This is a genomic window from Janthinobacterium sp. 13, from assembly GCF_002749695.1.
GTDB classification, from domain to species: domain Bacteria; phylum Pseudomonadota; class Gammaproteobacteria; order Burkholderiales; family Burkholderiaceae_D; genus Janthinobacterium; species Janthinobacterium kumbetense.
In genome coordinates this window covers 2,548,066-2,568,914 of the sequence record NZ_PEEQ01000001.1, presented here as the reverse complement: position 1 = coordinate 2,568,914, position 20,849 = coordinate 2,548,066, and the positions used below count along the sequence as shown (strand labels likewise).

Below are 20,849 nucleotides of genomic sequence, written 5' to 3'. Positions count from 1 at the left end.
GATGATCTGGAACAAATCCCGCCGCGCGCTGGCCGTGCTGCTCGCCGCCATGGCCGCCCTGCAAGGCTGCACCGACAAGGCAGCCACGACGCCGTCAGCGCCTGCCGCCTCCGCGTCACCGCAGGCGTTTGCGCCCATCACCATCGAGCACAAGCTGGGCACGACGGTGCTCAAGCAGCGCCCACAGAGGGTGGCCGTGCTCGACATGAACGAAGTCGATTTCCTCGACCAGCTGGGCGTGCCCGTGGCCGGCATGGTGAAGGATTACGTGCCGCATTTCCTCACCCGCTACAAGGATGACCAGGGCATCCGCGACCTGGGCGCCATCGTGCAGCCGAATCTCGAGCATATCCACGCGCTCCAGCCCGATTTGATACTGATGACGTCGATCCAGGCCAACCATTACAAGGAACTGAGCCAGATCGCGCCCACCTTGCATTTCGACGTGGATTACCAGAACAGCGAGAGCAAGCACATCGAAGTGGTCAAGCAACACTTGCTGACACTGGGACGCATCTTCGGCAAGGAAGACATTGCCAGCCGGAAAGCCGCGGAGCTCGACGCCAAGGTGGCGGATGCGCGCAAGGTGACGCAGGAGCGTCCCGAGAAGGCGCTCATCGTGCTGCATAACAACGGCGCCTTCAGCTCCTTCGGCGTGCGGTCACGCTACGGTTTTGTGTTCGATGCGCTGGGCGTGAAACCTGCCAGCTCGGCCATCGAGGCGGGCTTGCATGGCCAACCCATTTCCAGTGAGTTCATCCAGCAAGCCAATCCCGACATCATCTATGTGGTGGACCGCACGGCCGTGATGGAACACCGTCCCGTCATGACGGCCGAACAGATGGCCAATCCGCTGTTGCGCCAGACCAATGCCTGGAAGAACGGCCGCGTGGTCTTCGTCGATGCGGATGCCTGGTACATCACGGCGGCCAGCGTGACGTCGCTGAAACGGGTGATCGACGACGTGCTCAAGGGTTATCAGTGAGATAAATTATTTTCGTAATGAGTCGTATTTGCATTGAGGGTTTTGCCTTTTCGTTCGGGAGATAGGGTGAGAACAAGCAATCATCCCCTCTGAAAGGATTTACTTTATGACCCAACGCATGGCAACGCGCCATCTTCCCGCCTTGAACCTGAGCCGTATCGCCACCGCCGTGCAACTGGCGCTCATCACGGGCTTGACCGTGGGGGCGCTGGGCGTGGCGGCCTCGCCAGCGTACGCGCAAGCGGGGGCGGGCCAGGCCCGGCAAGCGTTCAGCGTGCCGGCCGGTACGCTGGGCCTGGCGCTCAACACTTTCGCGGCCGAGGCGGGCGTCGAATTGACGGTCGAGGCTAGCTTACTGCAAGGCAAGAACAGCGCCGGCCTGTCCGGCAGCTACAGCGTGCCTGAAGGCTTTTACGAATTGCTGCGCGGCCATGGCTTGCAAGCCGTGCGCGAGGGCAATGGCAGCTACACGGTGCGCCGCGAACCGGCGCACAACGCCGCCGCCGAAGCCGCCGCCACCATGCCGGCCGTGACGGTGTGGGGCAAAGGCAACAGCGTGACGGATGCCTACGCAGGCGGACAAGTGGCATCCGGCGGCCGCGTGGGATTTCTTGGCGACAAGGATTTCATGGAAACGCCGTTCAACACCATCAGCTATACGGATAAATTCATCGAAGACCGGCAGGCGCGCGACATCACCGACGTGATTTCCGCCGCCGACCCTACCGTCTTCAGCAGCGGCATGACGGGCATCATCGGCGAGAATTATTCGATACGGGGCTTCAGCTCGAATATCGGCGACGTTGCGTTTGGCGGACTGTACGGCATTTCGCCGTACTACCGCACGTCGCCTGAAATGTTCGAGCGCATCGAGGTGCTGAAAGGGCCATCGGCCTTGCTCAACGGCATGCCACCGGGCGGTTCCGTGGGCGGCAGCATCAACCTCGTGCCCAAGCGCGCGGGCGATGCGCCGCTGGCGCGCGTGACGGCGTCGTACATGTCGGATTCGCAATGGGGCGGGCATATTGATCTGGGCCAACGTTTTGGCGAGAATCAACAATTCGGCATCCGGGTCAACGGTGTCTACCGCGATGGCGACGGCGCCATCGACCACCAGAAAAAGAAGACCCGGCTCGTCTCGGTCGGGCTGGACTGGCGTGGCAATGGCGCGCGCCTGTCCGCCGACCTGTATCACAGCGAGGACCGCGCCGATGGCTTGAACCGGGGCGTCAACCTGGCCCCCGGCTTGCCCGTGCCGCGTCCGCCGAAAGCGGAAACCTTGCTCAATCCCAGCTGGGCGTTTTACGATACCAAGGACAAGGGCGCCATGCTGCGCGGCGAACTGGACTTGAACGCGCAAGTGATGGCGTATGCGGCCGTGGGGGCCAGCCGGGCCGACTACCAGTCGACGGGCGCGTATCTGATCCAGGTATTCAACACGGCCGGCGATTACCGCACCAACGTCGCCGACCTGGGCTTCGACGTGGAAAAACAGTCGGCGGAAGCGGGTTTTCGGGGCAAGTTGCGCACGGGCGACATCGGCCATCAATGGGCCGTCAACGCCACGTATTATCACCACACGGACAAGCAGTACGGCCGCCGCAATACCCTGGCGAAAGACTGGATCACGAACATCTACAATCCCGTCTGGGGCCCGGCGACGCGCTTCGACGCGCCGCAAATTTCCAAGGCGGAACTGCGCCTGGCCAGCTTTGGCCTGGTCGATACACTTTCCTTTGCGCAAGACACCGTGCAGCTGACGGTGGGCTTGCGCCGTCAGGAAGTGCTCAGCGATAACTTCAACATCAAGACGGGCGCGCGCACCTCGCGCTATGACGAAAGCGCCACCACGCCCGCCGTCGCCCTGCTGGTCAAGGCCAGCAAGACCATCTCCTTGTACGGCAACTACATCGAAGGCTTGAGCCAGGGCGCCACGGCGCCGTTGACGGCCGCCAACTCGGGCGAGGTCTTTGCTCCGTACAAATCAAAGCAGGCGGAGTTTGGCGTCAAGGTCGACCTGGGCGAGTTCGCGCATACGGTCAGCGTGTATGAAATCAAGCGGCCCAGCAGCTATGTCGACCCGGTCAGCAATATCTTTTCCTTTGGCGGAGAACAACGCAACCGCGGCATCGACTGGGGCTTCTTCGGCTCGCCCCTGCGCGACGTGCGCCTGATGGGCGGCGTGGCGTATGTCGATCCGGTCTTGAGCAAGACGGTGGGCGGCGCCAACCAGGGCAAGCAGGCAACGGGCGTGCCCAAGCTGCAAGCCAAGCTGGGCGTTGAGTGGGATACGCCCGCCATCCCTGGCGTGACCCTGACGGCGAACGCGACGGCGGCATCGAAGCAATACATCAATGCCGACAATTCGATGTCCGTGCCGGGCCGCACCGTGTTTGACCTGGGCGCCCGCTATGCGACGAAGGCGGCGGGCCGGCCCCTGACGGTGCGCGCCAGCGTGACGAACGTCGGCAACAGGGCGTACTGGGCGCTGCCGCAATGGACCAGCCTGGGCCTGGGCGCGCCGCGCACGGTCATGCTGTCGGCCACGACGGAGTTTTAAGCCGTCTAGCCGCTAGTCGTCCGGGCCCCGCGCCAGGCTGCTTGAACGTTGCCACGTCCACATCAGGCCGATGCCGGCCGAGGTGCCGCTGTTCTGGCGCAGCAGGGGACTGGTGCGGTTGGCGGCGCCTGTGTAAGTATCGTAGCGTACAAAGGCAAAGGCGCGCCAGTCCTGCTGCAGCCGGTAGGAACCGCCCAGGCCCAGCCGCGTGAGCATCAGCCCGCTTTTTGCCGCATACGCGGGGCGCTGGCCGGTGGCAAACGCGGGACTGACACCATACAAGTAATCGTTGATGGCGGCATTGCCCAGCACGGCGCCCAGGCTGGCGTCCACATGCCAGGCCTGTTGCCCGCCTTGCAGCCCATACACGAGGCGCGGCTCGAAGGTGGCGCCCTGGCGGCGCAGGCCGCCGCGCGCTTCGATGACGGCGCGCAAGGGCAGCTCCAGCCCCAGGCGGCTGTGCTGCGTCGGCTCGGCCAGCCTGATTTTCAGGCGCGGGCCAAATTCCACCAGGGTACCCAGGTCCGGCATGCCGCGCCGGGCCGGCACGTCGCTGGACCTGGCCGGCAAGGACAGGGCAAAACCGATATCGAAATCGAATCGCTCCGTATTGAACAGGCGCGCGCCCACGCCGGAGCGATCGGCACGCAAGACTTTCCCACGATAAATCAGATAGGGCAGGGCCAGGCTGCGCGTCGAGCGTTCGCTGGCACCCGGATAGGAGGGCGTGACGGCCGTGCCGCCAAACACGCCCACTTCCCATAAGGGCAGCGATAAGGGCAGCGGTGCTTCGACGGCGCGCGCCGGCGCCATGGCGGCGAGGAGGCTGGAGGCGGCCAGCAAGGGGCGTGCGATACTCATCGAGCAACTCCGCAAGGTTTGCCTGCCGGCAGCGATTCCAGGTCGGCAAAGGCGCCCAGTGCCCACGATTGATGAAACCCCAGTTCATTGCGCACGGCCAAGGCTTCCGTCGCCTTGCCCTGGCGTTCATACAGGTCGATCAGGGCCTTGTAGCCGAGGGCGCTCGATTGTTTGCTGCGTTTCGCCAGCGCGATGGCCTGGCGGAAATGAAATTCGGCCGCATCGTAGCGGCAGGCCCCGCTGGCGGCGCGTCCCGCCTGGTGGTGCAGCCGTGCTTGCCAAGCGAGATCGCCGTGGCCCAGTTCGACGTTCCCGACGGCGTCCGCGTAGTTGCGCATGGCTTGTGTCCAGTCGCCCTGGCTGGCCGCTTCTCGCCCCCATTGTTCCTGTTGCGCCGCCGTGCGCAGTTCGATTTGCGTGGCGCAGGCATTGAGCGCCATCAAGACGAGCGGCAGGAGGAGGCAAGACCGGATGGGCGGCAGTGTGGACATGGCGCCACTGTAGCGCAAGGGAAGGCGCGCACGTTTGCGCGATACGCATGAATTCGGGATTTGCCCCGGCATGGATGACATATAATTTGCACACGACTTTGTTATTTTTGACAGTACACCTCACGGGAGCACCATGTTTTCACGCAAATTCCATTCTTGTGCACAGCTGATGCTGGCTACCATGCTGATGGGCTTTATCGCCGCTTCCCCCGCGCGCGCGCAGCAGGCGGCCGTCAAATTGCCGAATGTGGTGATCCTGGCCACGGGCGGCACCATCGCCGGCAGCGGCGCCGACAGCACCACCACCGTCGGCTACACCTCGGCTACCGTGGGTGTCGAGCGCCTGATCGCGGCCGTGCCGGAATTGAAAAAAGTGGCGAACGTGAAAGGCGAGCAAGTGTTCCAGATCGCCAGCGAAAGCATGGGCAATAGCCACTGGCTGGCCCTGGCCAAGCGCATCAACGTGCTGCTGGCCTCGAGCGATGTCGATGGCGTGGTCGTCACGCACGGCACCGACACCATCGAGGAAACGGCGTACTTCCTGAACCTGACCGTGAAGAGCCATAAACCGGTGGTGGTGGTGGGCGCCATGCGTCCATCGACGGCCATCTCGGCTGACGGCCCCATCAACCTGTACAACGCCGTGATGCTGGCGGGCAGCAAGGAAGCCGTAGGCAAGGGCGTCTTGGTGGCCTTGAACGACCAGATCAACGCCGCGCGCGAAGTGACCAAAACCAATACATCGACCACGGACACCTTCAAGTCGCCGGAACTGGGCATGCTGGGCTACATCCAGGGCAGCAAGGCCTTTTTCTACCGCCAGTCGACGCGCAAGCACACGCTGGAGTCGGAATTTGACATCAGCAAGCTCGATGCCTTGCCGCAAGTGGACATCGTCTACGGCTACGCCAACATGAACCGCGTCGGCATGGACGCCTTCATCGCCGCCGGCGCCAAGGGCATCATCCACGCGGGCGTGGGCGATGGCAGCGTGGCCGCGCAAATGAAGCCGGCCCTGGTGGAAGCGCGCCAGAAGGGCGTGCTGATCGTGCGTTCGAGCCGCGTCGGCCAGGGCATCGTGGCGCGCAATGGCGAAGCCAACGACGATGAACTCGACAGTGTCGTATCCGACACCCTGAACCCGCAAAAAGCCCGCATCCTGCTGATGCTGGCCTTGACCAAAACCAATAGTACGCAAGAAATCCAGCGTATTTTCTACACGTATTGATCGCCGTCACGCCGACCCGGCCACTGCGGCTGGGCTTGGCGGATTTACGCTTGCCCGCTTTGCTGCCATACTTCGTTTTTGAATAACTTCCTGGCTGAAGCAGCAACACTGTTCCTTCTCCCCTGTCCATGGCTATCCTGTCCGACATCATCCTGTATCCGATCAAATCGTGCGCCGGCATCCATTTGCGCGAGGCGGTCCTGACGCGCTCAGGGCTGATGAGCGAGCACGTGTTCGACCGCGAATGGATGGTGGTGGACGAGCACGGCCGCTTCCTGACGCAGCGCGAACATCCGCGCATGGCGCTGATCGTGCCTTCCATCAAGGCCACCACCCTGGAATTGCGCGCGCCGGGCATGTTGCGGCTGGAAATCGAGCTGGGCTTGCCGCATCCGCAACTGGCGCCCATGCTGGACGTGCAAGTGTGGGACGATACCGTGCGCGCCTACGATTGCGACGACGTCACGGCCACCTGGTTTTCCAACGCCGTCGGCGTGCCGTGCCGCCTGGTGCGCTTTCACCCGGACGTGGTGCGCGCCACCAGCACCAAGTGGACGGATGGCGTGGCCGCCTCGACCATGTTTGCCGATGGCTACCCGGTGCTGATCGCCGGCAGCGCCTCGCTAGCCGACGTCAATGACAAGCTGCGCGCCGCCGGCCGCGAGGCCTTGCCGATGAACCGTTTTCGTCCCAATCTCGTCATCGGCGATATCGCCGCCTTCGAGGAAGACTACGCCGACTTCCTGCAATTCGGCGCGACCGTGTTAAAACCCGTCAAGCCGTGCTCGCGCTGCCCGATTCCGTCGGTGGACCAGGCCACGGGTGTGCCCGGACCGGACCCGCTCGACGTCATGCATGGCTACCGCGCCAAGCCCGAGCTTGACGGCGCCATCTGCTTCGGCATGAACGCCATCGTCACCGAAGGCGGCGATGAGCGTATCGTAGTGGGGCAGGACATCGGTTTCGAACTGGCATTTTAAGCATGGCGCCCGCACAGAAGGGTTTAAGGTTTCTATGAATCAAGCAATACCGCCGGACCCGCGCATTGCCAGCCTCGAAGCCGAAAACCAGGCCTTGCGGGCGCGCATGGCTTTCCTGTTGGAACAGGTCGAGCGCAACCACGACATCATGTGCCGCCACCAGGCGTTCGACCTGGAAATCGTCGGCGCGTCCACGTTTCCCGAACTGATCGGCACCATTTTCCGCACCTTGCCCGTGATTTCCGACCTCGACGGCGTCACTTTGAGCCTGCTCGACGAGGATGACGATATCGTGCTGGTGATGGAAAAGCTGGGCGTCGATTTCAGCGCCTTCCCGCAGTTGCTGTTCGTACATGCCGTGGCGGAGCTGGGTTTTGCCCCGTCGGCGCCCGTGGCCGAGGGCGAAGCGGCCTTGCCGCCGCTGCCGCTGCTGGGCGCCTTCGATGCCGCCGTGCATGGCCCGCGTTTCCCGGGCATCGACTCGCCCCTGCGCAGCGTGGCGCTGGTGCCCTTGCTGCGCAACAAGCGCCTGATCGGCAGCCTGAACCTGGCCAGCAGCGACGTGACGCGCTTTACGCCCGTGCTGGGCACGGATTTCATCAAGCACATGGCTTCCATCATCGCCATTTGCTTGGAAAACGTGATCAGCAATGAAATGCTGAAATACATCGGCTTGACCGATTCCTTGACGGGCGTCTACAACCGCCGTTATATCGACCGCCGGCTGCTGGAAGAAATCGCCCGCGCGCGGCGCCAGAATTATTGCATTTCATGCATGTATATCGATATCGACCATTTCAAGCTGGTCAATGACACCTATGGCCACCAGGGTGGCGATGAAGTGCTGCGCGAAGTGGCCACGCGCATCCGCACGGAATTGCGGCGCTCCGATGCGCTGGGCCGCTTCGGCGGCGAGGAATTCGTCGTGCTGCTGATCGACGCTGACCTCGACAGTGCGACATTCGTTGCCGAACGCATCCGCGCCAGCATCGCCGGCACCATGTTCGACTTGCCGGGCAGCGCGCAAGCGTGGGTTAGCGTCTCGATCGGCGTGGCCAGCCTGGAAGCGGACGCGGCGCTGCTACCGATCGAAACGGTGGCGCAGCAACTGGTGGCGCACGCCGACCAGGCCCTGTACCAGGCCAAGGCCGATGGCCGCAACAAGGTCATCAGCTGGCAGGCACCGTCGGACTAATTATTTCAATAGCAATGTTTCTGCCTTGGCCACGGCGTCGGCCGTGCCGCGCAGCACCACCACGTCGCCGCTGGCCAGCTGCGTCTCGGGGGTGACGTCGAGGCGGCCGCGGCCGCGGCGGATGGCCGTGACAAACGCGCCGCAGCCGGCCACGTCGATCGCACTCAAGGGCAAGTCCACGCAGTGCGCGCCATCGCTGACGGTGACTGTATGCAGGCGTTCCAGCTCGGCATCGTCGCCCGCATCGCTGGAACCGTGGAAATAGCCGCGCAGCGAGGCATAGCGCTCCTCGCGCGCGGCCTGCACCCGGTGCACGACGCGGCGCAGGGGCACGCCCATCATGATCAGCGCGTGCGAAGCGAGCATCAGGCTGCCTTCCATCAATTCCGGCACCACTTCGGCCGCGCCCGCCTTCTTCAACTGGTCGAGATCGGTATCGTCGTGGCTGCGCACGATGACGGGCAGGGTCGGCGCCATTTCGTTGAGTAAATGCAATAATTTCAGTGCCGAAGGCGTGTTGGCGTACGTGATCACCACGGCGCTGGCCCGGTAGATACCGGCCGCCACCAGGCTTTCGCGCCGGCCCGCGTCGCCATACGACACGTGGGCGCCGGCCAGCTGTGCTTCCTGTACCCGTTCCGGATCCAGGTCCAGCGCGTGGTATTCGATCTTTTCTTCCGCCAGCAGGGTGGCCAGGCTTTGCCCGCTGCGCCCGAAGCCGGCGATCAGCACGTGTTTCTGCGATGCCATGGTGCGCGTGGCGATCTTGGTGAGCGCCAGCGATTGCATCATCCAGTCGTTGGCCGCCAGTTTCATGACGATGGCGTCGGACTTGGCGATGAGGAAGGGCGCCACCAGCATCGACAGCACCATCGACGCCAGCACCACCTGCACGACGAACGGGTCCATCAGCTTGATGCCGCCGGCCAGGTTCAGCAGCACGAAGCCGAATTCGCCCGCTTGCGCCAGGCCCAGCCCCGTGCGCAAGGCCACGCCGTTGCTGGAGCCGAACAGCCGGGCCAGGCCCGCGATCAGGGCGAATTTCAGCAGCACGGGGCCGCACAGCAAGAGCAGCACGAGCCACCAGTTCTCAAACACCACGCGGATATTAAGCAGCATGCCGACGGTGATGAAGAACAGGCCCAGCAGCACGTCGCGGAAAGGCTTGATATCCTCTTCCACCTGGTGCTTGAATTCCGTCTCGGAAATGAGCATGCCGGCAACAAAGGCCCCCAGGGCCAGCGACAATCCTGCCCGTTCCGTGATCCACGCCGCCCCCAGGGTAATCAGCAGCAGGTTGAGCATGAACAACTCTTGCGAGCGGCGCTTGGCGACGATGGTCAACCAGCCGCGTACCATCTTCTGGCCGATGAACAGCAGCAAAATGAGCACCACGAGGGCCTTGCCGCCGGCCCAGGCCAGTGTTTCGGCCAGGTTGTCCGAATCGCGGGTGAGGGCGGGAATCAGGATCAGCAGGGGCACGACGGCCAGGTCCTGGAACAGCAGGATGCCGATGATCTTGCGGCCGTGTTCGCTTTCGAGTTCCAGCCGCTCCGTGAGCATTTTCGAGACGATGGCCGTCGACGACATGGCCAGCGCGCCGCCCAGGGCGAACGCGGCTTGCCAGCTCAGGTGGATGTAGGCGGACAGGTAACGGGCGACAAACCAGCCGAAGACGACGGTGGCGATGATGGTGGTGACCACCTGCGCCATGCCGAGGCCGAAGACGATGCGCCGCATGGCGAGGAACTTGGGTAGAGAAAATTCTAGCCCGATGGAAAACATCAGGAAGACGACGCCGAACTCGGCCAGGGTGTGGCTGGCCTCGTTTTCCGCCGCCAGGCCCAGCGCGTGGGGGCCGATGACGATGCCGACGGCCAGGTAACCCAGCATGGGCGGCAAATGCAACATTCTGAAAGCGACCACGCCCAGCACGGCGCTGCCGAGTAACATCAGGGTCAGTTCAAGCGAGGAAAACATGGGTTGCCCGGTACGGTCAATGGAAATCGTTGTTTGTTGTGACTGGCAAGTTTTTTGCTTTCCTAATTCGTTTATACTTTGGGCATGAGTGTAACCCATGAAAAAACAATGCTGAAAGCTTTTGATCGAATTGACATGCAAGCGACGACCGAGCGCGCTGTCGCGCTGGCCCGCACCACCTTGCAGATCGAGTCCGACGCCATCGTTGCGCTGCACGCGCGCCTGGCCACGGACGACAGCGTCGGTCGCGCCGTGGCGATGTTGCTGCAATGCAAAGGACGAGTCGTCGTCTCCGGCATCGGCAAGTCCGGCCATATTGCGCGCAAGATTGCCGCCACCCTCGCTTCCACCGGCACGCCGGCCCTGTTCGTGCATCCGGCCGAAGCGGCCCATGGCGACCTGGGCATGGTCACCTCGGACGATGCTTTTATTGCCATATCGTACTCCGGCGAATCATCGGAACTGATGGCCATCATGCCCGTCGTCAAGCGCATGGGCGGCGTGCTGATTTCCATGACGGGCAAGCCCAATTCGAGCCTGGCGCAATTGGCCGACGTGCACCTGGATATTTCTGTTGAGAAAGAAGCCTGTCCGCTGAACCTGGCGCCGACGGCCAGCACCACCGTCACCCTGGCCCTGGGCGACGCGATCGCCGTGGCCTTGCTCGACTTGCGCGGCTTCAAGGAAGAAGATTTCGCCCGCTCGCACCCGGGCGGCGCCCTGGGCCGCCGTTTGCTCACGCACGTGCATGACGTCATGCGCAGCGGCGAACGCGTACCCAAGGTGCCCGTGGACGCTTCCTTGCTGCAGGCGCTGGAGGAAATGACCAAGAAAGGCATGGGCATGACGGCCGTCGTCGACGCGGACAACCGTCCCGTGGGCGTGTTTACGGATGGCGATCTGCGCCGCATGTTCGAGCGCGTGCAGGATTTCACGCAAGTGGCGATCCGCGACGTCATGCATGCGCAGCCGCGCAGCATCGCGCCCGAACGCCTGGCCGTCGATGCCGTGGCCGTGATGGAGCAGTTCCGCATCAACCAGATGCTGGTCGTCGATGCCGACGGCAAGCTGGTGGGCGCGCTGCATATCCATGATCTGACGCAAGCGAAGGTGATCTGATGGACAGCGTGGCGGACAACCTGGCGCGGGCGGCCAAGGTCAAACTGATGATCTTTGACGTCGATGGCGTGCTCACCGACGGCAGCCTGCATTTCGGCCCGGACGGCGAGATGATGAAAACGTTTAATGTGTATGATGGCCTGGGCATCAAGCTGCTGCAGGAATCGGGCGTGCAGACGGCCATCATCAGCGCGCGCCGCTCGGCCATCACGGCGCGCCGCGCGCAAGACCTGGGCATTACCCATGTGCACCAGGGCGGCCACGACAAGCTGACGCCGTTTCGCGAATTGCTGGCGCTGACGGGCTTGACGGAAGAGCAATGTGGCTATATCGGCGACGACGTCATCGACGCGCCCATCCTGAAGCGCGTGGGCTTTGCCGTCAGCGTGCCGGGCGGGCGTCCGGAGGCGCAGGGCCTGGCCCACCATGTGACGCAGGCCGGCGGCGGCCGCGGCGCGGTGCGCGAGATCTGCGAATTCCTGCTGCGCGCCCAGGACAACTATGCGCGCGTCATGGCGCCGTTCCTGGAGTGAGGCGCGCCGCCTCGCCAGTGACCTTTGAAAGAGTGAAGCCCTATGCGTAAGCCAGGAGGCGCCCATCGCTGGCGCATGATTTTTACCGTGCTGGGCGCGGTTGTCGTCGCGCTGGGCAGCTTTTGGCTGCTCGAGGTGATGAACAAGAATGGCCAGGACATCACGGCCAGCAAGCATCTGGATGAACCCGACTATTTCATCACCAATTTCAGCATGGTGCGCATGGACTTGACGGGCAAGCCCAGCTATATCGTGTCGGGCACCAAGCTCACGCATTATCCGCTGGACGATTCGTCCGATATCGACCAGCCCTTCGTGCGCAAGCTCACGCCAGGCATGCCGCCGATGAACATGAATGCGGAATTGGCGCATATCGACCAGGACAATACCCGGCTGCAACTGCACCGCAAGGTCGTGATCGACCGCGTGGCCAGTCCGAAGGCGCAGAACCTGACGGTCAAGACGGAAGCGCTGACGGTGTTCCCGGACGAGGAAAGAATGGAAACGGACGTGCCTGTCGATATCCTGACGGGCGCCTCGCGCATCAATGGCGTCGGCATGAAGGCGAATAACGCCACCGGCGTGGTGGAAGTGCAGAATGCGCTGCGCATGGTACTCCCGCCGAAACCGCGCCCGGCCGCGGCGGCAAAATGACAGAATGAAACAAGGAAACCATACTATGAAGAACATCTTGCTGTTGACCGTATTTTCGCTGGCCATCATGGGCGTGGCGCATGCCGAGAAGGCCGATTCCGAGAAGGAAGCCGTCATCACGGCACGCAGCGGCCACGTCGATGACGTCAAGCAGGTGCGCACCCTGACGGGCGACGTCGTGCTGGTCAAGGGGACCCTGACCATGAAGGCGGGCCGGGCTCTGATCACGGAAGACCCGCAAGGCTACCAGTTCATCACCTTCTGGGCCGATCCCGGCAAGCTTGCGACCTTCCGCCAGAAGCGCGATGGCGCGGGCGACCTGTGGGTCGAAGGCGAGGCGGAGCGCGTGGAATACGACAACAAGACGGAAGTGGTGAAGCTGTTTTCCAGAGCCAAGCTGACGCGCCTGGAAGGCGCGAAAGTCACCGATGTGGCCAATGGCGCTTTCATCTCGTATGACAGCCGCAAGGAAGAATTTGCGATGGAAAATTCCAACAGCGGCACCAGCACCGCCGATGGCGGCAGCGTGCGCATGGTGATCCAGCCGAAGACCAAGGCGCCGGCAGCGGAGAAAGCGCCGGCCACGCCCGCGCCAGGAAAGAAATAATGGAAAATACACGTTGCGGCAGCACCCTGATCGTTCGCGGGCTGCAAAAAACCTATGGCAAGCGGCAAGTCGTGCATGATGTTTCGCTACAAGTCGAATGCGGCGAAGTGGTGGGCTTGCTGGGCCCGAACGGCGCCGGCAAGACTACCTCGTTCTACATGATTGTCGGCCTGGTGCCGTCCGATGGCGGCAGCATCGATATCAGCGGCGTGGATATCTCCAGCCTGCCGATCCACCGCCGCGCGCAGATGGGCCTGTCCTACCTGCCGCAGGAAGCGTCCGTCTTCCGCAAGCTGACGGTGGAAGACAATATCCGCGCCGTGCTGGAAATCCAGACCGTCGAAGGCCGTCCGCTGACGAAGGCCGAGATCGAGGAGCGGCTGGATAAATTGCTGGCCGACTTGCAGATTGAAAAGCTGCGCGAGAACCAGGCGCTGTCCCTGTCCGGTGGCGAACGCCGCCGCGTGGAAATCGCCCGCGCGCTGGCCACCGATCCCCGTTTCGTGCTGCTCGACGAGCCGTTCGCCGGCGTCGATCCGATCGCCGTGATCGAGATCCAGCGCATTGTGCGTTTCTTGAAGGAGCGCAATATCGGCGTGCTGATTACCGATCATAATGTGCGCGAGACGCTGGGTATTTGCGACCGCGCCTACATCATCAACCAGGGCTCGGTGCTGGCGTCGGGACGCCCCGACGACATCATTGCGAACGAGTCGGTACGCCGGGTCTATCTGGGCGAACACTTCCGCATGTAAGCCAATGAAACAATCATTGCAGCTGCGCACTTCGCAGCACCTGGCACTGACGCCGCAGTTGCAGCAATCGATACGCCTGTTGCAATTGTCTACTCTGGAATTGCACCAGGAACTCGAGCAATTGCTGACGGACAATCCCTTGCTCGAACGCCTCGACGATCCGCTCGACCGCTCGCTGCGCCTGCTGTCCGACGGGGCCTTGAGTTCCACGGCCGCGCCGGCCGAAGCGCCGCCCCAGCCGCCAGGCCAGGAGGCGCCCGCGGCGCCGGCCGAAGCGGAGGCGTTTGACGGCGAGGGGGGCGACAGCCCGGTCGCCGCGGATGGCGGCGACAGCGACTGGAGTGAGGCGAGCCGGGGCAAGGCGCCCGACGACGAAGATTCGCGTCCGCAATTGGAGGCCCATCACTGCACTCTGCGCGAACACCTGATGGAGCAGATGCGCGTGACGGTGCTCGAATTGCGCGACCGCGCGCTGGTCGAGCTGATCATCGACGCGCTCGACGACAATGGCTACCTGGAAGAGTCGCTCGACGACATCCTGGCGCGCCTGCCGGAAGAGCTGGAAATCGACGCCGACGAGATGCGCACGGCCTTGTCGCTGCTGCAAAGTTTCGATCCGCCGGGCGTGGGCGCGCGCAACGCGTCCGAATGCCTGGCCCTGCAAATCAAGCGCTTGCCGCACATCGCCATGGTGACGCGGCGCATGGCCCTCGTCATCGTGGAAAAGCACCTGGCCTGGTTTGCCCAGCGCGATTTCAACAAGCTGAAAAAAGCCCTCGATTGCGACGATGAAGACTTGCGCGAAGCGCAGACGGTGATTCGCCAGTGCAATCCGCATCCGGGCGCCGTGTTCGCCTCGGACGTGTCCGATTACGTGGTGCCCGACGTCGTCGTCAAGCGCGCGCGCAATGGCTGGCAAGTCACCCTGAACAACGACGTCATGCCGCGCCTGCGCGTCAACGCCATGTACGCCAACTTGCTCAAGCAGGGCAAGGGGGAGGGCGCCATGGGCGCACAGTTGCAGGAGGCCAAGTGGCTGATCAAGAACATGCGCCAGCGCTTCGACACGATCCTGCGCGTGGCGCAGGCGATAGTAGAAAGACAAAAGAACTTTTTCTCGCATGGGGCCGTTGCCATGCGCCCCCTTGTGCTCCGTGAAATAGCTGATACACTGGGTTTACACGAGAGTACTATCTCGCGGGTAACAACTCAAAAGTACATGCTGACCCCGCACGGCATGTTCGAGTTGAAATATTTCTTTGGTAGCCACGTCGCCACCGAAGCGGGGGGCGAAGCGTCATCGACGGCGATACGGGCATTGATCGTGCAACTGACAGGAGCAGAAGACCCTAAAAATCCTTTATCCGACAGTAAGATTGCGGACATGCTGGGGGAACAAGGCATGGTGATTGCGCGACGTACTGTTGCCAAATACCGGGAAGCATTAAAAATTCCGCCAGTGAGCCTGCGTAAGTGTTTGTAAGTTTTTTTCGGTTCCTCTGCGGGCCGGATAGGATGGACCGCACGAACCCGATCATCTTTAGGAGTGTGTATGAATCTCACCATCAGCGGACATCATCTCGAAGTGACACCAGCCATCCGTGAATACGTACAAACGAAGCTGGAGCGCGTGAAACGTCATTTCGATCAAGTCATCGATATCGCCGTGATTCTGACCGTGGATAACCTCAAAGAGAAAGAAAAACGTCAAAAGGCTGAAGTCAACCTGCGTTTGAGCGGCAAGACTGTCTATGTGGAAAGCTTGGCGCACGACCTGTACGCCGCGATCGATACCCTGATCGACAAGCTCGATAGGCAAGTGATGAAATACAAAACCAAAGTGCAAGGGCACGGTAAAGAGGCGATCAAGCATCTGCCAGACAACTCCGAGGAAGAAGCCGTCGTCGCCGTCTAAGGCCACCCGCTTCCAGCAGTTGTGATCAACTAAGGGCGCACATTGCGCCCTTTTTTGCGCCCAGCGGAACGCAATGTTCCCCGCGCAGGCATTAGAATATTCGCACTTTCACTTCTTTCCTGCCTGCCATGAGCGACTTCGTCCAGACTTCCATCCGCAACCGCACCGGGCACATCGTGCTCGACCGTCCGAAAGCCTTGAATTCCCTGTCGCTGGAGATGGTGCGCGCCCTGAGCTCGGCCCTGCTGGCCTGGCGCGACGATCCGCAGGTGGACGCCGTCGTGATCCGCTCCAGCAGCGACAAAGCCCTGTGCGCCGGTGGCGACATCCGTTTCTTTTACGATGCGGGCCTGGCCACGCCGCAAGGCGGCAGCGCCCTGCTGGAAGATTTCTTTACGGAAGAATATGCTTTAAATCATTTAATTCATTTCTACCCGAAACCGTATATCGCCGTGATGGATGGCGTGGTGATGGGCGGCGGCATGGGCGTGGCGCAAGCCGGGCCAGGCAACCGCTTGCGCATCGTGACGGGCCGCACGCGCATGGCCATGCCGGAAGTCAATATTGGCCTGTTTCCGGACGTGGGCGGCAGTTATTTCCTGTCCCGCCTGGCCGGCCAGCTGGGCCTGTACCTGGGCTTGACGGGCTTGACGATCAACGCGGCCGACGCCCTGTACACGGGCCTGGCCGATGTCTACCTGCCCGAAGCGCAGATGGGGGCGCTGCTGGACCTGTTTGAATCGACGCCGGGCGAGGCCTTGCCGGTGGCCATCAAGGCGCTGGCGGCGCCATTCCAGGCCGAGGCAGGCGTTTCTCCCCTGGCCACGGCGCGCGCGGCGCTGGACCGCCATTTCAGCGCCGGTTCGGTGGCGGCCATCATGGCCTCGCTGGCGCAGGACGACAGTGCGTTCGCCGCCAAGGCGCTGGCGGCCATGCGCCTGCGTTCGCCCTTGATGATGTCGGTGACCCTGGAATTGCTGCAGCGGGGCGCCCACCTGGGCGTGGCCGATTGCCTGCGCCTGGAGCGCACGGTGGTACGCCATAATTTCGAACATGGCGAAGTGCTCGAGGGCGTGCGCGCCCTGGTGGTCGACAAGGACAATGCCCCTCGCTGGAACCCCGCCAGCCTGGACGAAGTCGACGCGGCCATGGTGGCGCGCTTCTTTACGCCCGTCTGGCCGGCTGCGGCGCATCCGCTGCGCCACCTCGATTAATTAGCTGCGCTCGCGGTGGCGCAGAACCACGCGCTCGTTGGGGCCGAAGTATTGCGCCAGCCGCTCCGCCATGTACACGGAGCGGTGCTGGCCGCCCGTGCAACCGAGGGCTACCGTCAGGTAGCTGCGGTTGTCGGACTTGAATGACGGCAACCATTTCTCGATGAAGGCACGGATGTCGGCCAGCAGTTCCAGCGCGCTGGGCTGCGCGTCGAGGAAGGCGATCACGGGCGCGTCGCGTCCGTCGAGGGGGCGCAAGGCCAGGTCGTAATAGGGGTTCGGCAAGGCCCGCACGTCGAAGACGAAATCGGCGTCCAGCGGCACGCCCAGCTTGAAGGCGAACGATTCGAAGAACAGGGTCAGCGGCGCGCGTTCGGAGGCGACGATATCCTTGATCCAGGCACGCAGCTTGTTGGCGCTCAGTTCCGACGTGTCGATCACATGGCCCAGCTGTTCGATGGTCGACAGGCGTTCGCGCTCTTCCGAAATGCACTCGATCAGGGTGCGGCGGCTGGCCGGATTCTGGTTCGGACGCAATTCATGCGACAGCGGATGGCTGCGCCGCGTTTCCGAGAAGCGGGCCACCAGCGAATGCGTGGTGGCTGTCAGGAACATGACCTTGACGTCGTGCCCCTGGTCGCGCAGCAGGGCCACATTGTGCGGCAGGCTGGTCAGCGACTCGGCGCTGCGCGCATCGACGGCGACGGCCAGTTGAGGTGTACCTTCGTCGAGCAGGGTCTGCACCAGGCTGGGCAGCAAGGCCGGTGGCAGGTTGTCGACACAATAGTAACCGGTATCTTCCAGCACATTGAGCGCGACGGATTTACCGGAGCCGGATATTCCGGTGATAAGGACGATATGCATAACCCGATCATACAATAAAGACCGGCGCTCCGCTCCCAAGGCAACTATCTTTACAAATTATTGCAATTTGGACTGTAGTATTGGTTAAACAAAAGAGGGCGTGCTTCTTGCAACGCTAGTCACCACTCATGGCGAGTCGTTGGTGAAGCAGGGAATTCACGCAGCACTGCTGCGTGCCTGCGCAACGGTTCGCCCTTGCAAGGGCGAACTCCATTGCAGACTAGTCACCACTCATTGCTAATCTCTGCCGTTCCATGAACTCCTGCAAGGTATCGATGCCGCGCAGTTGCAAAATCGTATTGCGCACGGCCGCTTCCAGCAGCACGGCGATGTTGCGGCCGGCGGCGACGGGGATGACGACCTTGCGCACGGGCAAGCCCAGCACGTCTTCCGTGGGGAACAGGAAAGGCAGGCGCTCGACTTCTTCTTCCAGCGCGTTGCGGCGCACGAGGTGCACGATCAGCTTCAGGCGCATCTTGCGGCGTACGGCCGTTTCGCCAAAGATGGCCTTGATATCGAGCAAGCCCAGTCCCCGCACTTCCAGCAGGTTTTGCAGCAGGGGTGGGCAGCGGCCTTCGATCATGTTGGGCGCGATGCGCGAGAATTCGACGGCGTCGTCGGCCACCAGGCCGTGGCTGCGCGAGATCAGTTCCAGCCCCAGCTCGCTCTTGCCCAGGCCCGAGTCGCCCGTGATCAGCACGCCCACGCCCAGCACGTCCATGAACACGCCATGCATGATGATGCGCTGCGCCAGTTTTTTCGACAGGTAGACGCGCAGGAAGTCGATCACTTGCGCGGCCGGCAGCGGGGTGGAGAACAGGGGAATGTTTTGCTCGTCGCAGATGGCGAGGATGTCGGGCGGCGTTTCCAGCCCTTGGGCGATGATCAGCGCGGGCGGACCGCCGGCGATCAGTTCGCCGATCACGTGGGTGCGCGTGTTGACCTTCAGGCGTTGGTAATAATTGATTTCCTGGTGGCCGAAGACCTGGATGCGGCCCGGATGGATCAGGTTCAAGTGGCCCACCTGGTCGGCGGCCGACGAGACGTCGCCCGAGATCAGGCGCTCGCCGCCGGGGAAGCCGGCGAACCAGCCCAGTTGCAGACTTTCACGATTATCGTCGTACAGGCGTTGTATCGTCAGCGGCGTTTGCAACATGGCAGTCTTCTTCAGGAGTGGAGGAATACCTGAAGTTTAACCTGCCGCTTGCAGACTGGGTTGCCAATTGACGATGCGCGAATGCACGGATTTCGGTTCCGGATCCGTGGCCAATGCCGTGCGGAAGGCGTCGTCGGAAAACATTTCGGCGATTTCCGACAGGATTTCCAGATGTTGCTGGGTGACATGATCTGGAATCAGCAGGAAAAACAGCAGATTGACGGGCTTGCCATCGGGCGATTCGAATGGAATCGGCTCGGCCAGACGCACGAAGGCACCCAGCGGCGCTTTCAAGGTTTTGCTGCCCTTGACCCTGCCATGCGGCACGGCCACGCCATGACCGAGTCCGGTCGAGCCCAGGCGTTCGCGGGCAAACAGATTGTCCGAGACGGTAGAGCGGGCGATGCCGTAATTGTTTTCGAAGATCAGGCCGGCTTGCTCGAAGGCGCGCTTTTTACTGGAGACTTCCAGGTCCAGCAGGACGTTCTCGAGGGATAATATTTTGCTAAGATTAGTCATGACACTCAATGAAATGGTGCAATGCGCAGAGGGCTTGCGAGCCGAATTATAGGCCTGTTTCGGCGGCCTGTAACGCCAATTCTCAACAGTATACGCCCGCTGCGGGCGCAGTGGGCGCTACAGCCCACGTGGTCATCATTTTAGCAAAAAAATAACATCGGCGTGTATCGGCTATTTCTTGATTAAAAACACGCGGTGCGCCGGTTTTTCCGCCGCCGAATGCCGATTTTCCGATTTTTCAGCGTCTTTGACATGCTCTGCGGCACTACTGCAACGTTGTTTTAAAACACAGCCAACATTCCTGTTGGCATGGTTGCGGGGTGTTGTTTGGCGTTACTGGCGCGCATTGCGCAGATTGCCCGGCATCGCCCCGGTGCTGAAGTTGCTGCGCCAGGGATTGATGTCGAGGCCGCCGCGGCGCGTGTAGCGCGCATACACGGACAGTTTTTGAGGCTTGCACTGACGCAAGATATCGACAAAGATGCGCTCTACGCATTGCTCGTGGAATTCGTTGTGTTCGCGGAAACCGATCAGGTAGCGCAACAGACTTTCCTGGTCGATCTGCGGTCCTGCGTACTCGATCTGTACGCTGCCCCAGTCGGGCTGGCCCGTCACCAGGCAATTCGATTTGAGCAAATGCGAGACGAGTTTTTCTTCCACCGGCGCTTCATCGAGCGCCGCCTTCAAGAGCAGCGGCGAGGGCGTGTATTGCGTGATTTCCAGGTCCAGGCGGTCGAGCAGCACGCCGTCGAATTCGCCCATTTTCAGCTTGCCGAAATCGTCCTGCAAGGTCAGTTCCACTTGCACGGGCGCGCCGAAGCCCTTCGATAAGTCCTGCTTGAGCAGGGCCAGCAGCGCATCCGGGCTGTCCAGCCTGGTCTGGTTGAACGAATTTAAATAGAGCTTGAACGACTTCGATTCGATGATGTTCGGCGAATCGGCCGGCGCGCTGACCTTAGCAATCGCCACCTGCGGCTTGCCGCGCTGGTTCAGCCACGACAGCTCATAGGCATTCCAGATATCGAGGCCGAAGAACGGTAATGTACCGCGCAATTCCAGCTCGTCGCGCTTGCCCTGGCGGGGAATGGGAAACAGCAGTTCCGGCGCGTAATCGGTGCGGTAGGCGGAGCTTTTGCCCAGCGGGGATTGTTCGGCGAGGTCGTTGGTGGTGGTCATGGTCGTGTGGCGTGAATTCAGTCAAGCACGCATGGTAGCCTAATTCTCCCGACGGCG

The 20,849-nt window shown here is 62.2% G+C and carries 20 protein-coding genes; 13 read left to right on the top strand and 7 right to left on the bottom strand.

What is annotated here, in order from left to right; all coding sequences use genetic code 11:
* The first annotated feature begins 1 nt into the window (after position 1).
* On the top strand, positions 2 to 985 hold the full coding sequence (locus tag CLU94_RS11295) for a siderophore ABC transporter substrate-binding protein (protein WP_099665699.1): 984 nt from the start codon (positions 2 to 4) through the stop codon (positions 983 to 985).
* A 106-nt stretch (positions 986 to 1,091) separates the two neighbouring features.
* Positions 1,092 to 3,545, top strand: a complete 2,454-nt coding sequence (locus CLU94_RS11290; RefSeq protein ID WP_099665698.1) for a TonB-dependent receptor — start codon at positions 1,092 to 1,094, stop codon at positions 3,543 to 3,545.
* Between the two features lie 12 nt (positions 3,546 to 3,557).
* Here the strand turns inward: CLU94_RS11290 and CLU94_RS11285 are convergent, their stop codons facing one another.
* Positions 3,558 to 4,406 (bottom strand): MipA/OmpV family protein, encoded by an 849-nt coding sequence (locus tag CLU94_RS11285; protein WP_099665697.1) that lies wholly within the window; start codon positions 4,404 to 4,406, stop codon positions 3,558 to 3,560.
* Entirely contained in the window at positions 4,403 to 4,897 is a 495-nt protein-coding gene (locus CLU94_RS11280) for a hypothetical protein (protein ID WP_143451400.1), read from the bottom strand. Before CLU94_RS11280 ends, CLU94_RS11285 begins: the two co-directional genes overlap by 4 nt.
* A 133-nt stretch (positions 4,898 to 5,030) precedes the next feature.
* Here CLU94_RS11280 and CLU94_RS11275 point away from each other — a divergent pair, with 133 nt between their 5' ends.
* The 3 genes from CLU94_RS11275 to CLU94_RS11265 all read left to right on the top strand — a co-directional run bounded on the left by CLU94_RS11275 (position 5,031) and on the right by CLU94_RS11265 (position 8,300).
* Positions 5,031 to 6,125 carry a type II asparaginase gene (locus tag CLU94_RS11275; RefSeq protein WP_099665695.1) on the top strand — a complete coding sequence of 365 codons (1,095 nt, stop codon included), beginning with the start codon at positions 5,031 to 5,033 and terminating at the stop codon, positions 6,123 to 6,125.
* A 128-nt stretch (positions 6,126 to 6,253) separates the two neighbouring features.
* Positions 6,254 to 7,105: an MOSC domain-containing protein gene (locus CLU94_RS11270; protein ID WP_099665694.1), complete on the top strand. Its 852-nt coding sequence runs from the start codon at positions 6,254 to 6,256 to the stop codon at positions 7,103 to 7,105.
* Between the two features lie 34 nt (positions 7,106 to 7,139).
* A complete protein-coding gene (locus CLU94_RS11265) occupies positions 7,140 to 8,300 on the top strand; it encodes a GGDEF domain-containing protein (RefSeq protein WP_099665693.1) in 1,161 nt (386 codons plus the stop codon).
* Here CLU94_RS11265 and CLU94_RS11260 read toward each other — a convergent pair whose 3' ends face one another.
* The gene (locus CLU94_RS11260; protein WP_099665692.1) at positions 8,301 to 10,280 is read right to left on the bottom strand and encodes a monovalent cation:proton antiporter family protein; all 1,980 of its coding nucleotides are present in this window, start codon (positions 10,278 to 10,280) and stop codon (positions 8,301 to 8,303) included. It abuts the gene before it with no gap.
* An 84-nt stretch (positions 10,281 to 10,364) separates the two neighbouring features.
* Here CLU94_RS11260 and CLU94_RS11255 point away from each other — a divergent pair, with 84 nt between their 5' ends.
* From CLU94_RS11255 to CLU94_RS11220, 8 genes are all read left to right on the top strand, one after another.
* Complete coding sequence (locus tag CLU94_RS11255) at positions 10,365 to 11,399, top strand: KpsF/GutQ family sugar-phosphate isomerase (RefSeq protein ID WP_369811625.1); 1,035 nt, start codon at positions 10,365 to 10,367, stop codon at positions 11,397 to 11,399.
* Positions 11,399 to 11,932 (top strand): KdsC family phosphatase, encoded by a 534-nt coding sequence (locus tag CLU94_RS11250; protein ID WP_077398943.1) that lies wholly within the window; start codon positions 11,399 to 11,401, stop codon positions 11,930 to 11,932. Before CLU94_RS11255 ends, CLU94_RS11250 begins: the two co-directional genes overlap by 1 nt.
* 42 nt (positions 11,933 to 11,974) lie before the next feature.
* Complete coding sequence (lptC, locus tag CLU94_RS11245; RefSeq protein WP_253192771.1) at positions 11,975 to 12,586, top strand: LPS export ABC transporter periplasmic protein LptC; 612 nt, start codon at positions 11,975 to 11,977, stop codon at positions 12,584 to 12,586.
* Between the two features lie 25 nt (positions 12,587 to 12,611).
* The gene (gene lptA / locus CLU94_RS11240; protein ID WP_099665690.1) at positions 12,612 to 13,193 is read left to right on the top strand and encodes a lipopolysaccharide transport periplasmic protein LptA; all 582 of its coding nucleotides are present in this window, start codon (positions 12,612 to 12,614) and stop codon (positions 13,191 to 13,193) included.
* Positions 13,193 to 13,948: an LPS export ABC transporter ATP-binding protein gene (gene lptB / locus CLU94_RS11235; protein ID WP_077398949.1), complete on the top strand. Its 756-nt coding sequence runs from the start codon at positions 13,193 to 13,195 to the stop codon at positions 13,946 to 13,948. The genes lptA and lptB overlap by 1 nt, the downstream gene beginning before the upstream one ends.
* 4 nt (positions 13,949 to 13,952) lie before the next feature.
* Positions 13,953 to 15,431, top strand: a complete 1,479-nt coding sequence (locus CLU94_RS11230) for an RNA polymerase factor sigma-54 (RefSeq protein ID WP_099665689.1) — start codon at positions 13,953 to 13,955, stop codon at positions 15,429 to 15,431.
* 69 nt (positions 15,432 to 15,500) lie between these two features.
* Entirely contained in the window at positions 15,501 to 15,863 is a 363-nt protein-coding gene (gene hpf / locus CLU94_RS11225; RefSeq protein ID WP_034778388.1) for a ribosome hibernation-promoting factor, HPF/YfiA family, read from the top strand.
* A 128-nt stretch (positions 15,864 to 15,991) separates the two neighbouring features.
* The gene (locus tag CLU94_RS11220; protein ID WP_099665688.1) at positions 15,992 to 17,077 is read left to right on the top strand and encodes an enoyl-CoA hydratase/isomerase family protein; all 1,086 of its coding nucleotides are present in this window, start codon (positions 15,992 to 15,994) and stop codon (positions 17,075 to 17,077) included.
* On the opposite strand, the gene rapZ is transcribed toward CLU94_RS11220, so the two are convergent.
* The 4 genes from rapZ to queF all read right to left on the bottom strand — a co-directional run bounded on the left by rapZ (position 17,078) and on the right by queF (position 20,792).
* Positions 17,078 to 17,941 (bottom strand): RNase adapter RapZ, encoded by an 864-nt coding sequence (rapZ, locus tag CLU94_RS11215; RefSeq protein ID WP_099665687.1) that lies wholly within the window; start codon positions 17,939 to 17,941, stop codon positions 17,078 to 17,080.
* Positions 17,942 to 18,161: 220 nt separating this feature from the next.
* On the bottom strand, positions 18,162 to 19,097 hold the full coding sequence (gene hprK / locus CLU94_RS11210; protein ID WP_034753337.1) for an HPr(Ser) kinase/phosphatase: 936 nt from the start codon (positions 19,095 to 19,097) through the stop codon (positions 18,162 to 18,164).
* Between the two features lie 36 nt (positions 19,098 to 19,133).
* A complete protein-coding gene (locus tag CLU94_RS11205; RefSeq protein ID WP_071079718.1) occupies positions 19,134 to 19,616 on the bottom strand; it encodes a PTS sugar transporter subunit IIA in 483 nt (160 codons plus the stop codon).
* A 333-nt stretch (positions 19,617 to 19,949) separates the two neighbouring features.
* Positions 19,950 to 20,792 carry an NADPH-dependent 7-cyano-7-deazaguanine reductase QueF gene (queF, locus tag CLU94_RS11200; RefSeq protein WP_099665686.1) on the bottom strand — a complete coding sequence of 281 codons (843 nt, stop codon included), beginning with the start codon at positions 20,790 to 20,792 and terminating at the stop codon, positions 19,950 to 19,952.
* Positions 20,793 to 20,849 lie beyond the last annotated feature (57 nt).